This window comes from Rhodanobacter sp. B05 (assembly GCF_002001085.1).
Classification (GTDB): domain Bacteria; phylum Pseudomonadota; class Gammaproteobacteria; order Xanthomonadales; family Rhodanobacteraceae; genus Rhodanobacter.
Genome location: NZ_MUNU01000019.1, coordinates 261,858 through 275,251, shown reverse-complemented (window position 1 = coordinate 275,251; position 13,394 = coordinate 261,858). Strand labels below are relative to the sequence as shown.

Here is a 13,394-nt window from a genome sequence, read left to right as displayed (position 1 = left end):
CTCGCGCCTTTGCCAGTTCGTCATCCCTGCGAAGGCAGGGATCCAGTGAGGTACTCGTGCGAAGCACGCAAAACCTTTTGCGTTCCGGCGAGGGTAAAGGCACTGGATTCCAGCTTTCGCTGGAATGACGATTCAGAGGGGCGGCTGCCGCAAGGTACCGCCCTTTTTCGTATCCGGATCGACACAGAGTGAGTTGAAGATGAGCGAGATGACCCCACAGCCACAGCCCGTCGACCTGATGATCGAAGCACGCTGGGTCGTACCGGTCGAGCCGCACGCGGTGGTGCTGGAGAATCATGCGGTGGTGGTGCAGGACGATCGTATCGTCGCCTTGCTGCCGGTCGCCGAGGCGCGTGTTGCCTATGCGCCACGCGAGCGCGTCGAGCTGGGCGAGCATGCGCTGATTCCCGGCCTGGTCAACAGCCACACGCACAACCCGATGACTCTGTTGCGCGGGCTTGCCGACGACTTGCCGCTGATGGTCTGGCTGCAGCAGCACATCTGGCCGGCCGAGGCGAAGGTGATCGGGCCGGAATTCGTGCGCGACGGCGTCGAGCTGGCGGTGGCCGAGATGCTGCGTGGCGGTACCACCTGCGCCAACGAAAACTACTTCTTCCCCGACGTGATCGGCGCGACCTATCGCAAGCTCGGCTTCCGCGCCGTGGTCGGCCTGCCGGTGATCGAGTTTCCCACTGCCTGGGCGAAAAGCCAGGATGAATATTTCGATCGCGCCGGTGAGGTGCACGACAGCTTCATCGGCGACCCGCTGATCAGCACCGCATTCGCACCGCATGCACCGTATACGGTGTCGGACGAGAGCTTCGAGCGCATTCGCATGCAGTCCGACCAGCTCGATATTCCGGTACACCTGCACACGCACGAGACCGCACACGAAATCGAGGAAGAAAAGAAGAAGAGCGGCCTGCGCCCGTTCCAGCGTCTGCAGAAGCTGGGTCTGGTCAACGATCGCCTGATCGCGGTGCACATGACCCAGGTCACCGAAGGCGAGATTGCCGCCTGCGCCAGCGCCGGGGTTTCGGTGGTGCATTGCCCGGAATCCAACCTGAAGCTCGCTTCCGGTTTCTGCCCGGCCGAGAAGCTGCGTCAGGCTGGCGTCAATGTGGCGATCGGTACCGATGGCTGTGCCTCCAACAACGATCTGGACATGTTCGGCGAGATGCGCACGGCCGCGTTGCTGGCGAAAGCCGTGGCCGGCGACGCGGCCGCGTTCGACGCGGCGTTCGCGTTGCGCGCGGCCACGCTCAACGGCGCGAAGGCGATCGGACTGGAAGCGAAGATCGGCTCGATCGAGGTCGGCAAGCAGGCCGACTTCGCTGCCGTGCGATTGAGCGAGCTGGAGACCCAGCCGCTGTTCCAGGTGATCTCCCAACTGGTCTATGCCAGCGGTCGGCACCAGGTCAGCGATGTCTGGGTTGCCGGCGTGCGCAAGCTGGCCGGCCGCGAGCTGGTGGGCTTGGACACCGGCGCCATCCTGGCTCGCACGCGCGCCTGGCGCGAGCGCATTGCCTCGGCCTGAAGGAGCGACCATGAACCGATATCTGATCCTGCTGATGCGGCGACCCGATCTCGATCCGACGGTGGTGCCGCAACATCTGGCGTATCTGGACGGCCTGCGGGAGAGCGGCCGGGTTGAACTCTCCGGCGGCTTCAGCGACAAGTCCGGTGGAGCCTACCTGCTGCACGCCAACGACCTGGCCGAGGCCACCGCCATCGTGCACGACGATCCCGCCCATCGCAGCGGCGGCTGGGATATCACGATGCACGAATGGCTGGCGCACTAAACTCCATGGTTGCCACCGAGGATTCGACCATGCACACCCAGAACGCCGGCACCGCGAACGTGAGTGAGGACGAGATCGCCCGTTTCGACAGCCTGGCAGCGCGCTGGTGGGATCCCGATGGCGAGTCGCGCCCGCTGCACGATCTCAACCCGGTACGCGCGGCGTACATCGCGGCGCGTGCTGATTTGCGTGGCGCCCGCGTCGCCGATGTCGGTTGCGGTGGCGGTTTGCTGAGCGAGGCGCTGGTGCGCGCCGGTGCCCGCGTCACCGGCATCGACCTGGGCGAGAAGGTGATCGAGATCGCCAGGCTGCACCTGCACGAGTCGAACCTGGACATCGATTACCGAGTGCAGTCCTCGGCCGACCTGGCGGCCGCCGAGCCGGCCGGTTTCGACGTCGTGTGCTGCATGGAACTGATCGAGCATGTGCCGGATCCGGCCGCCTTGGTCAACGACCTCGCCGCGATGCTGAAGCCGGGTGGTCGCCTGTTCATGTCCACCATCAACCGCACCCCGGCCGCGTTCGGCGCCGCCATCCTCGGTGCGGAGTACGTGATGAAGATGCTGCCGCGCGGTACGCATCACTATGCGCAGTTCCTGAAACCTTCAGAGCTGGCGCGGCTGTTGCGCCAGGCGGGCCTGGAGCTTGAGGACGTCAGCGGCCTGGCCTACAACCCGCTCAACCGCAAGGCTTGGCTGAGCCCGATCACTGCCGTCAACTACGTGCTCAGCGCGCGTGCCGCGGGCACGCCCGAAGGTCGCAAGCCGGCATGAGCCGGCGCCTGCCGCAAGCCGTCGAGGGGGTGCTGTTCGACCTCGATGGCACCTTGCTGGACAGCGCGCCGGATCTGTACGCCGCGCTGCTGGCGCAGTGCGTCGAGGAGGGCATCGAACCGCCGCCTTACCCGCCGGTGCGCCAGGTGGTGTCGCGCGGTGCCCGTGCCGTCCTGCGCTGCGCCTTTGCCGCGCGTGGCGAAGCGGCGGTGGAGGCGTTGATACCCCGCTATCTGCAGCTGTATCAGCAAGTGATGGCGCGGCAGACCGGCGCGTTCGATGGCGTGGACGATCTGCTCGCCCGACTCGAGACGCGTGGCCTGCGCTGGGGCATCGTCACCAACAAGGCGGCCTTCCTCACCGATGAACTGGTCAATCGCATTGGCTGGGCGAGGCGGGCCAGCGCGGTGGTTTCGGGCGACACCTTGCCGGTCAAGAAGCCCGACCCGGCACCGGTGCTGCTGGCTTGCGAACTCGCGGGACTGTCGCCGGCCCATTGTCTGTTCGTCGGCGACGATCTCCGCGATATCCAGGCCGGCGCGGCGGCAGGTCTGTTCACCGTGGCGGTTACCTGGGGTTATCTCGACGGCGGCGATCCGCATGCCTGGGGCGCCGACGCCGTGCTGGATCACCCGGCCGAGCTGGCCGCGCTGCTGCAACTGGAACCGACCGCCGCATGATCGAACGGGTCGAACAAAGCGCTGTTCTGCAGGGCTTCATCGACAAATGGCTGGCGGTGCAGCCGCAGCAACGCATTGCGCTGGCCTTCGTCGATGGCCACCGTTATCCCGGCCATGTCGCCCTGGCCGCACTGGAGCAGGAGCTGCTCGGCGCGGCCTACGGCATCCGCGAGCCGCAGGTGGCGGCGGCAAAACTCGGTTGGTGGGCGGAGGAACTGGCCGGCGCCGCCGCCAGCGGCGGCCGCCATCCACTCACCCAGGTGCTGTTTGACGACGCGCGCGCGCATGCGATCGCCAGCGATCTCTGGCTGGCGCCGGTGCTGGCGGCGATGGCCCAGCTGGAGCAGGGCACCGCCGCGGACTTCCCCGCCCAGCTCGATGCCGCTATGCCGCTGCATGGTGCATTGGCTGCGCTGGAAACCGCCTGGTGGTATGGCAGCGATGCGTCGCCAGTACGGGCGACGCGAATCGCCACGCTCAATCATTTGTTGTACGCATTGTTGCGGCTGGAGCAGGACGCCGAACGCGATCGCCTGCCGTTGCCGATGGCGCGGCTGGCGCGACATGGCCTGAGTCGCACGCAACTACGCGCACCCAGTGAAGCGCGGCAGCAGGCAGTCAAGGCGCAGCTGGACGACTTGCTGGCCAGCTGGCGCGAGTCGGCTGCGTTGGCGGGGCCGCTCAGCGTGTTTCGCGCGCTGGAATCGCGTCATGGCAACCAATTGGCCCGGCGCGCGGCACTCACTGACGATGCGCTGGCGGTGTTGCAGGCGGGACAGCCGCGCACCGGGTTGGCGACGACGCTGCATGCGTGGCAGGCTGCTCGCGCGTGGCGCCGGCAAGTGGTGTAAACCGGTTCACGACGCAGCGTTTCCGCCACGCCACTATTGCACGGTGACCTGCCTGCCCCAAGATCGTCTGCTTCGCGGCGACACACATCGCCGATGCCAGGACCCCACGATGCCGAATCAGGAAAATACCGCCCGCCTTCTCCCCGACGTTGCCGTGCACGCGCAGCCGCATCTGGCCGGCGCGCTGGACTGGGTCGGCATGGCCGATATCCAGGTACCGGTGCTGTTCGATGCGGGCGATGGCGAGGTACAGCGGGCCAGTGCCAAGGTTGGTGCCTTCGTCAATCTGAAGCGACCGGACAAGCGCGGCATCCATATGTCGCGCTTGTACCTGCAGGTCGAGCAGGCGTTGAGCACACAGCTGCTCACGGCGGATTCGCTGCATGCACTGCTGCGCGGCTTTCTCGATTCGCACAAGGACTTGTCTGACCGTGCCTGCCTCAGCGTCCATTTCGAACAACTGGTGCGTCGCCCCGCCTTGCGTAGTGCCAACAGCGGCTGGCGCGCCTATCCGGTGTGCATCGAAGCCAGCCTGACCGGCGACGAGTTCCTGTTCGAATTCGGTACCGAGGTGGTTTATTCCTCCACCTGTCCGGCCTCGGCGGCACTGTCGCGCCAGTTGATTCAGGACCAGTTCGCCAGCGACTTCGATGTCGCCAAACCGCTTGATCACGCGGCCGTGCTGGCCTGGCTCGGCAGCGAGCACGGCATCGTCGCTACCCCACACGCCCAGCGCAGCGTGGCGCGCCTGCGCATCCGTCCCGTGGCCGGCTTCCACCTGATCGATCTGGTCGACCGTGTCGAGCATGCGCTCGGCACGCCGGTGCAGACGGCGGTGAAGCGCGAGGACGAACAGGCCTTCGCGCTGGCCAACGGCGGCAACCTGATGTTCTGCGAGGACGCCGCCCGGCGCATCCAGAAGGCACTCGATGCGGACGCCGCGCTCAGCGACTTTCACGTCCGCGTCGAACATCAGGAGAGCCTGCATCCGCATGATGCGGTGGCATACGCCAGCAAGGGTGTCGAAGGCGGCTACGGATCCGCGTCGTAACCGTTGCTGCGCTGCCGGCACTGCGGCATCCCCTCGGCAACCGTTTCTCGATGCGGCCGCGCAGGTCGGCGCGGCAGCGGCCCTCATTTCATCATTTCAGCCAGTCACGGGGCATCGGGAGAGTCCCCCTGGCAACGGCAGCTGCGGAAATGGAAGTGCGCGGGCACCGGATCCTCGCCGCCTTCACACAACGGTTGACAGCGCAACAGCCGCCAGGTGGTCAGCAGGCTGCCACGCCAGGGCCCGAACCGCGTGACCGCAATCCGTGCATAATCGGAGCAGGTGGGGTGGAAGCGACAGCGCGTGCCAAGCAGAGGGCTGAGCCAGCGCTTGTACAAACGGAGCAACCACAGTATCAATCGGGTCAGGATGTTCACGTTGCCGGAACGGCGTGCGGCGTGTAGTGGTACAAGTATTCCAGAAACACACTTGCCGGTGTGGGATACATCGGCTATAACACGCGGCCGCCACGGCCAACCACGGTGAAGGGATATGGCGAAGACCAAAGCGAGTTCGACCGCCGCCAAGGCGCACAAGGGAAAGACGTCGGCCAAAGCCTCTGCCGGGGCCGGCAAGTCGAAGATTGCCGTGGGCAAGGAGCGGATCGTGAAGAGCGCCAACAAGACATCCGCCAAGCCGGCCGCCAGGCACGCGGCGAAGAAGGCCGCGTCCAGGCCGGCCGCCGCCAAGGCGCCAGCGAAGAAGGCAGCCCCCGCAAAGAAGGTTGCGGCAAAGAACGCGCCTGCGAAGAAAACACCTGCCAAGAAGGTGCCTGCCAAGAAAGCACCGGCGAAGAAGGCGCCGCCAAAGAAAGTCGTCGCCGGGAAATCGGCTGCCAGGAAGCCGTCGCCAGGCAAGGCCGTCGTCAAGAAAGCCGCGCCCAAGACCAGCGCAGCGAAGAAACCGGCGGCAAAGCCGATACCCAAGGCTGTCGCAAAGAAAGCCGCCAGGCCGGCGCCGTCCGCACACAAGGCGCCAACGAAGCCTGCTGCCCAGCCGAAGCCGGCCGTTGCAGCGAGCAATCATTCCACGTCACCTGCCAGCAAGCTCTTCAAGGGCAAGGTGGCGAGCGCTACCGCCATGGTGACGCCCAAGACAGTCCCCGCTGCCGGGCGTCATGCTTCCTCCCACAAGAAATCGAAGAATTCGTCGTCCTCAATGAATAAACTGGCAACAAAACAACTCGACAACGGCATCACCCGTGAAGACGGGCGCTACGCATTGCCTTCCACCAGCAACATCAGCTTGCCCAAGGACTACCGCCCCTCCAGTGACGAGGAGTACATGAATCCGCGGCACCTGGCGTATTTCCGCAACAAGCTGCGTGACTGGCGCGACCAGTTGGTGGAGGAATCGCGCCAGACCATGGACAACCTGCGCGAGGAAGTGCGTGATGTCGGCGACGAGGCCGAGCGGGCCACCCGCGAAACGGAGAACTCGCTCGAATTGCGTACGCGCGATCGTTACCGCAAGCTGATCTCGAAGATCGACAAGGCGCTGCGTCGCATCGAGGAAGGCAGTTACGGCTTCTGCGAAGAGACCGACGAGGAGATCGGCGTCGACCGTCTCGACGCACGACCGATCGCCACGCTGTCGCTGGATGCGCAGGAGCGTCGCGAACATCTGCAGAAGCAGATGGGCGACTGAGTCGCCGCCAGCAGACTGTCGCGGCACAAGACCCCGCCATCGCGCGGGGTCCTGCTTTTTCGATGGCCCGGATGGCGCAGGTCACGGCCGTACGGGCGAAGGGTTGGGGTATCTCCTACGCAGCCGTCGCCGCGTACTCCTTCAGCCTGGCCAGGGTCGCGGCCAGGCCGTTCGAGCGGGTTGGCGACAGATGCTTGGCCAGCCCGATGGTGGCGATGAATTGCGGTTCGGTGGCGACGATCTCGCGGGCGGGACGATCGGAATACACCCGCAACAGCAGGGCGAGCAGGCCGGAGACGATGGCCGAGTCGCTGGTGGCCTCGAAGTGCATGTTGCCGGCATCGCCGCTGGGCACCAGCCACACCATCGACTGGCAGCCGTGCACGCGGTACGCCTCGACCTTGCAGGCTTCGGGAAACGGCGGCAACCGTTTGCCCAGGTCGATCAGGTACTGATAGCGCTCGGACCAGTCGCCGAACAGCGCGAATTCCTCGGCAATGTCCTGCTGGGCCTGCTCGGTGCTGGGGCTGGTGGTCTCATTCATCGCCGCATTATCGCGCAGGAGATGCCCATGCGTGAAACGGCGACTCGAGCGGTCACTGCTTCAATACGCTCCAGCGCGTGCCCTGCGCGCCATCCTCGATCGCGATGTTCATGCCAGCGAGTTCGTCGCGGATCGCATCGGCACGCTTGAAGTCACGCGCGGCGCGCGCGGCGCGGCGTTGCTCCAGCAAGGCCTCGATCCGGGCAGCATCGACGGGCTGCTCGCCGCCGCGTTTGAACCACGCTTCCGGATCCTGCTGCAGCAGGCCGAGCAGGGCGCCGCCGCCAAGCAACCCGGCTTTTGCTGCGGCCGTACCCGACTGACGCGCCGCATCGGCCAGCACCGCCAGTTCGGCCAGGGCCTGCGGTGTGTTGAGATCGTCGCACAAGGCCGTCTCGACGCCTTCCGGTACCGGCAGGTCGCCAGCGGCCACCTCGACGTCGGCCAGATCGCGCAGCACCCGGTACCAGCCATCCAGCGTGCTGATGGCCTGGTTGATGGCCGCTTCGGACCAGTCCAGCGGCTGCCGATAATGGCCGCTGAGCAGGCGCAGGCGCAGCGCCTCGGCCGGTTGGGCCTTCAGCAGTTCGTGCACCAGCAACACGTTGCCCAGCGATTTGGACATCTTGCGGCCGTCGAAGGTGAGCATGCCGTTGTGCATCCACCAGCGCGCGAAAGTCTTGCCACCGTGGGCGCAGGTGGACTGGGCGATCTCGTTCTCGTGGTGCGGAAACAGCAGGTCGACCCCACCGGCATGGATGTCGATCGTCTCGCCCAGCTGTGCGGCACACATCGCCGAGCACTCGATGTGCCAACCGGGGCGGCCGCGGCCCCACGGGCTGTCCCAGCCGGCCAGTTCGGGCGGGGAGGGTTTCCACAGCACGAAGTCGGTCGGGTTCTTCTTGTAGGGCGCGACCTCGACGCGCGCGCCGGCGATCAATTCGTCGGTGTCGCGACCGGAGAGGGCGCCGTAATCCGGGTAGGACGCCACGTCGAACAGCACATGGCCTTCGGCGACATACGCGTGGCCGTCGGCGATCAGTGCCTGGCTCATCGCAATGATCTCGCCGATGTGGGCCGTGGCGTAGGGTTCGATATCCGGCGCGGCGATCCCCAGCCTGGCCATGTCGTCGTGGTAGGCCCGCGCATAGCGTTCGGTGATGGTCGAGATCGGCACGCCTTCGCTGAGCGCGGCGGCGTTGATCTTGTCCTCCACGTCGGTGATGTTGCGTGCGTACAGCACCCCAGGGAAGTGCCGCCTCAGCAGTCGTGCCAGCACGTCGAACACCACCGGGCCGCGCGCATTGCCGATGTGCACGTAGTTGTAGACGGTGGGCCCGCACAGGTACATCGTCACCCGCTCGGGGTCGAGCGGAACGAATGGTTCGGTGCGACGGGTCAGGCTGTTGTAGAGCGAAATCGGCATCGGTCAAATCCGCGAAAGTTGCGTGCTGGCCGGGCGAAGCCGGCGGCGCATCTTAACAAGCCGGGGCTGGCGTCGCGCCGGGCGCTGAAGCTTCGCCCGTCACGCGGCGCGCCGGCGCCGGTCCCGGCCTGTACCGCGTGACGCCTTGCAGGCCGGTTTGGCGGTGCTGGGACTGAACGGATCGCGCCACCCCTAAGCGTGTATTCAGAGTGATTTTGCTGGAATGCTGCCAGTGCGCGCATGGCGCATCGGTTTTGCATCGAGTACGGGAGCGGGTCATGGTCAAGTTATGGGTTTCCGCACTGGTGATGGCGGTGATGGCGATGGGTGCGCAGGCGCAGAATGCGCCGAATCCCAACAATGATGACAATGCCCATTACGGTTGGGCCGATGTACTGCGGGCCGATCCCGTACAGGGCGTCAGCCGCACCAACGTGCCGCAGCAGCAGTGCTATGACCAGCAGGTGGTGCAGCGCGACCCCGGCAACAGTGCGGCCGGTACCGTGCTCGGTGCGGTGATCGGCGGGGTGCTGGGCCATACCGTGGGCAAGGGCGACGGACGGACCGCGGCCACGGTGGCCGGTGCGGTGGCCGGTGGCGCGGTCGGCAACCGGGTCTCCGATCACGGTGGAGACTACGCAACCACGCAGACCCGTTGCCGCGAGGTCAACGCGGTCAGCGAGCAGCGACGGATCATCGGCTATGACGTGGAATATCGCTACCGCGGCGAGGTCTACATGTCGCGGCTGGACTACGACCCCGGCGAGCGCCTGCGGGTGCGGGTGTCGGTCACGCCGGTAGACTGATCCGCGACACCCCGTTGAACCATCGCCGCCTTCGGGCGGCGATGGCATTTTCGGGCCCGGATCGCCACGGGCCGAGATTTTTGTTGCATGGCAGCGAAATTCTCGCCATGATGTCGGCCAGTCACCGGGAACCCGAATGTCTTCAGCCGTCTATACCGCCACCGTACTTACCAGCGCCCGCGCGGCCGCTGGCATGACGTCGCGTGCGCGCCGACCGATGATTCGACATTCGGCCGGGTAGGCTGTCGCGCGCGTTTCATGTGTATCGACGACAAGACCCGGCCATCGCGCCGGGTTTTTTGTGTTTGAGGCTTGGAGAAAATGATGGCACCACGGCATTTCATCACCACCCAGGATTACAGCCGCGCCGAGATCGATGCGCTGCTGGAGCAGGCCGCCGCGTTCAAGCGTACGCCGCGCGGATCGCAACTGGCCGGCAAGTCGGTTGCGCTGCTGTTCTTCAACCCCTCGATGCGCACGCGCACCAGCTTCGAGCTGGGCGCGTTCCACCTGGGCGGCCATGCGATCGTGCTGGCGCCGGGCAAGGATGCGTGGCCGATCGAGTTCGAGGTCGGCAGCGTGATGGACGGCGACACCGAGGAGCACATCGCCGAAGTGGCGCGGGTGCTGTCGCGTTACGTCGACCTGATCGCGGTGCGTGCGTTCCCGAAGTTCCAGGACTGGGCGGTAGATCGCGAGGACAAGGTGATCAAGGCGTTCGCGCAGTACGCCACCGTACCGGTGATCAACATGGAGACGATTACCCATCCCTGCCAGGAGCTGGCCCACGCGCTGGCGATGAAGGAACACCTGGGCAGCTTGCAGAACAAGAAGTACGTGCTGACCTGGACCTATCATCCGAAGCCGCTGAACACTGCGGTGGCGAATTCGGCGCTGTTGATCGCCACGAAGATGGGCATGGACGTGACCCTGCTGTGCCCCACGCCGGACTACGTGCTGGATGAGCGCTACATGGCGTTCGGCGAACAGAACGCGAAAGAGAACGGTGGTTCACTCAAGGTCAGCCACGACATCAAGGAGGCCTACAGCGGCGCCGATGTGGTCTATGCCAAGAGCTGGGGCGCGCTGCCGTTCTTCGGCCGCTGGGAGCAGGAGAAGCCGATCCGCGAGGCGCACAAGCACTTCATCGTCGACGAAGCGAAGATGGCGCTGACCAACCACGGCCTGTTCAGCCATTGCCTGCCGCTGCGCCGGAACATCAAGGCCACCGACGTGGTGATGGATTCGCCCGCCTGCATCGCGATCGACGAAGCCGAGAATCGTCTGCACGTGCAGAAGGCGGTGATGGCTTCGTTGATCGGCACGCACTGAGGACTGACATGTACATGCCAACGGCTTTCCACGAGACGCGTACCGAAGTGCTGCACGGACTGATCCATGCGTATCCGTTTGCCATCGTGGTGACCCATGCGACGGACGGGCTGAGCGCCAATCACCTGCCATTCGAGCTGGTCGGCGATGTATTGCACGGCCATGTCGCGCGTGGCAACGAACTGGTGCGGATGGATGGTGCCGAGGTGCTGCTGATTTTCCGCGGCCCGGACGGCTATGTCAGTCCGAACTGGTATCCGACCAAGCACGAGACCGGGCGCGAGGTGCCGACGTGGAATTACGCGGTGGTGCATGTGCATGGCCGACTGCGGGTGATCGACGATGCCGTTTGGATGCGCGGCCTGCTGCAGACGCTGACCGATCACCATGAGGCCGATCAGCCGCAGCCATGGAAGATCACCGATGCACCCGAAGACCATATCGAAAAATCACTGCGGGCGATCGTCGGCCTGGAGGTCGTGATCGATCGCATCGAAGGCAAGTTCAAGCTGAGCCAGAACCATCCGGCGCGCAACCGTGCTGGCGTGGTCGCTGGTCTGCGTCAGCGCGACGGCGATGGCGATGCGGAGCTGGCTGCACTGATGGCCGAACAGGAACCGAAATCATGACCCACCAGCATCGCTACCGGGTGGACGTGGAGTGGACCGGCAACCGCGGCAGCGGTACCGACGGCTATCGCAACTACGGCCGCGATCATGTGATCCGCATCGACGGCAAGCCACCGATCGACGGTTCGTCCGATCCGACCTTCCGCGGCGACGGTACCCGGCACAATCCCGAAGACATGCTGGTCGCCGCGCTGTCGACCTGCCACATGCTGTCTTACCTGCACATGGCCACCGTCGCCGGCGTGGTGGTGACGGCGTACACCGACGCTGCCGAAGGCACCATGGCTACCGAGGGCGACGGCGGCCGCTTCGTCGAGGTGGTGTTGCATCCCGTGGTGACGATCAGCGCCGCCAGCGATCCGGCCAGGGCCGAGGCCGCGCACGAAACCGCGCACCACGCCTGCTTCATCGCCAATTCCGTGAATTTTCCGGTGCGCTGCGAACCGCGCATTGTTGTCGAGGAGCCGGGATTCGGGATTGGGGATTAGGGATTCGCAACGGCCAAACCTCGCACGTCACACATCTTTCGTTATTACAGGAATCTTCCATGTCGTCCCAGCCTGCTTTTCCGAATCCCGAATCCCCAATCCCCAATCCCGGCAACAAAGACATCGTGCTTGCCTTCAGCGGCGGCCTCGACACCAGCTTCTGCGTGCCTTACCTGCAGGAGCGCGGCTGGGCCGTGCATACCGTGTTTGCCGACACCGGCGGTGTCGATGCACAGGAGCGCGCCTTCATCGAACAGCGCGCGGCGGAGCTGGGCGTCGCCTCGCACGTCACCGTCGATGGCGGCCCGGCGATCTGGGAAGGCTTCGTTAAACCCTTTGTGCAGGCCGGTGAGGGCTATCAGGGTCAGTACCCGCTGCTGGTCTCCGATCGTTACCTGATCGTCGAGGCCGCGCTGAAGCGTGCCGCCGAACTGGGTACCAAGGCGATCGCGCATGGCTGTACCGGCATGGGCAACGACCAGGTGCGCTTCGACCTCACCGTGAAGGCGCTGGGCGACTACGAGATCGTGGCGCCGATCCGCGAGATCCAGAAGGAGCACACGCAGACGCGCGCCTATGAGCAGGCCTATCTGGAACAGCGTGGCTTCGGCGTGCGCGCCAAGCAGCAGGCCTACACGATCAACGAAAACCTGCTCGGCCTGACCATGTCCGGCGGCGAGATCGACCGCTGGCAGGCGCCGGGCGAGGGTGCTGCAGGCTGGTGCAAGCCACGTGCCGAATGGCCGTCCAAACCGCTGCGCGTGAAGATCGGCTTCGTCAAGGGTGAAGCGGTGATGCTGGATGGCGAAAAGATTGCCGGTCACACGATGCTGGCCAAATTGAATGGCTTGTTTGCCCAGTACGGCGTCGGTCGCGGCATCTACACCGGTGACACCACGATCGGTCTGAAGGGCCGCATCATCTTCGAGGCGCCGGGCCTGACGGTGTTGCTCGCTGCGCATCGCGCGCTGGAAGAAGCCGTGCTGTCCAAGCAGCAGAACCGCTTCAAGCCCGAGGTGGCACGCAAGTGGGTGGAGCTGGTCTATGAGGGCTTCTTCCACGATCCGCTGAAGACCGACCTGGAAGCCTTCCTTGCCTCGAGCCAGTCCACCGTCAACGGCGAAGTGACGCTGGAAACCAACGGCGGCATCGTCAACGCCGTCGCAGTCGAGTCAAAGCACATTCTCAATGCCAAGGGAGCCACCTACGCGCAGTCGGCCGACTGGGGCGTGGAGGAGGCCGAGGGCTTCATCAAGCTGTTCGGCATGAGCAGCACACTGTGGGCGGAAGTGAATCGGAGCGGCGACGCATGAGTGTCGCGCTCCGCTCGCACCCTTTCCCCAACCCCTCTCCCAAGGGGAGAGG

General features: G+C 65.3%; 15 protein-coding genes. 12 read left to right on the top strand and 3 right to left on the bottom strand.

What is annotated here, in order from left to right; genetic code table 11:
* Positions 1-199 precede the first annotated feature (199 nt).
* The 6 genes from B0E47_RS14810 (at position 200) to folE2 (ending at position 5,157) form a co-directional block, all read left to right on the top strand.
* On the top strand, positions 200-1,537 hold the full coding sequence (locus B0E47_RS14810) for a TRZ/ATZ family hydrolase (RefSeq protein ID WP_077515041.1): 1,338 nt from the start codon (positions 200-202) through the stop codon (positions 1,535-1,537).
* Between the two features lie 10 nt (positions 1,538-1,547).
* Positions 1,548-1,802: a YciI family protein gene (locus B0E47_RS14805; RefSeq protein WP_077515040.1), complete on the top strand. Its 255-nt coding sequence runs from the start codon at positions 1,548-1,550 to the stop codon at positions 1,800-1,802.
* A gap of 29 nt (positions 1,803-1,831) precedes the next feature.
* On the top strand, positions 1,832-2,575 hold the full coding sequence (gene ubiG / locus B0E47_RS14800; protein ID WP_077515384.1) for a bifunctional 2-polyprenyl-6-hydroxyphenol methylase/3-demethylubiquinol 3-O-methyltransferase UbiG: 744 nt from the start codon (positions 1,832-1,834) through the stop codon (positions 2,573-2,575).
* Positions 2,572-3,255: a phosphoglycolate phosphatase gene (gene gph, locus B0E47_RS14795; protein ID WP_077515039.1), complete on the top strand. Its 684-nt coding sequence runs from the start codon at positions 2,572-2,574 to the stop codon at positions 3,253-3,255. The genes ubiG and gph overlap by 4 nt, the downstream gene beginning before the upstream one ends.
* Positions 3,252-4,106, top strand: coding sequence for a phytoene synthase (locus B0E47_RS14790; protein ID WP_077515038.1), 855 nt, complete (start codon positions 3,252-3,254; stop codon positions 4,104-4,106). Before gph ends, B0E47_RS14790 begins: the two co-directional genes overlap by 4 nt.
* Before the next feature lie 109 nt (positions 4,107-4,215).
* Positions 4,216-5,157 (top strand): GTP cyclohydrolase FolE2, encoded by a 942-nt coding sequence (gene folE2, locus B0E47_RS14785; protein ID WP_077515037.1) that lies wholly within the window; start codon positions 4,216-4,218, stop codon positions 5,155-5,157.
* Positions 5,158-5,261: 104 nt separating this feature from the next.
* Here the strand turns inward: folE2 and yidD are convergent, their stop codons facing one another.
* Positions 5,262-5,528, bottom strand: coding sequence for a membrane protein insertion efficiency factor YidD (gene yidD / locus B0E47_RS14780; RefSeq protein ID WP_217318944.1), 267 nt, complete (start codon positions 5,526-5,528; stop codon positions 5,262-5,264).
* Between the two features lie 787 nt (positions 5,529-6,315).
* On the opposite strand from yidD, the gene dksA reads away from it, so the two are divergent.
* A complete protein-coding gene (gene dksA, locus B0E47_RS14775) occupies positions 6,316-6,804 on the top strand; it encodes an RNA polymerase-binding protein DksA (protein ID WP_077515036.1) in 489 nt (162 codons plus the stop codon).
* Between the two features lie 115 nt (positions 6,805-6,919).
* Here the strand turns inward: dksA and B0E47_RS14770 are convergent, their stop codons facing one another.
* Complete coding sequence (locus tag B0E47_RS14770) at positions 6,920-7,348, bottom strand: SufE family protein (RefSeq protein ID WP_077515035.1); 429 nt, start codon at positions 7,346-7,348, stop codon at positions 6,920-6,922.
* A 52-nt stretch (positions 7,349-7,400) separates the two neighbouring features.
* The gene (cysS, locus tag B0E47_RS14765) at positions 7,401-8,774 is read right to left on the bottom strand and encodes a cysteine--tRNA ligase (RefSeq protein WP_077515034.1); all 1,374 of its coding nucleotides are present in this window, start codon (positions 8,772-8,774) and stop codon (positions 7,401-7,403) included.
* A 278-nt stretch (positions 8,775-9,052) separates the two neighbouring features.
* Here cysS and B0E47_RS14760 point away from each other — a divergent pair, with 278 nt between their 5' ends.
* The 5 genes from B0E47_RS14760 to B0E47_RS14740 all read left to right on the top strand — a co-directional run bounded on the left by B0E47_RS14760 (position 9,053) and on the right by B0E47_RS14740 (position 13,342).
* Positions 9,053-9,580, top strand: a complete 528-nt coding sequence (locus B0E47_RS14760; protein WP_077515033.1) for a glycine zipper 2TM domain-containing protein — start codon at positions 9,053-9,055, stop codon at positions 9,578-9,580.
* A 324-nt stretch (positions 9,581-9,904) separates the two neighbouring features.
* Complete coding sequence (locus B0E47_RS14755; RefSeq protein ID WP_077515382.1) at positions 9,905-10,912, top strand: N-acetylornithine carbamoyltransferase; 1,008 nt, start codon at positions 9,905-9,907, stop codon at positions 10,910-10,912.
* Between the two features lie 8 nt (positions 10,913-10,920).
* The gene (locus B0E47_RS14750; protein ID WP_077515032.1) at positions 10,921-11,541 is read left to right on the top strand and encodes an FMN-binding negative transcriptional regulator; all 621 of its coding nucleotides are present in this window, start codon (positions 10,921-10,923) and stop codon (positions 11,539-11,541) included.
* Positions 11,538-12,029, top strand: a complete 492-nt coding sequence (locus B0E47_RS14745) for an OsmC family protein (protein ID WP_077515031.1) — start codon at positions 11,538-11,540, stop codon at positions 12,027-12,029. Before B0E47_RS14750 ends, B0E47_RS14745 begins: the two co-directional genes overlap by 4 nt.
* Before the next feature lie 59 nt (positions 12,030-12,088).
* Complete coding sequence (locus B0E47_RS14740) at positions 12,089-13,342, top strand: argininosuccinate synthase (protein ID WP_077515030.1); 1,254 nt, start codon at positions 12,089-12,091, stop codon at positions 13,340-13,342.
* The last annotated feature ends 52 nt before the right edge of the window (positions 13,343-13,394 follow it).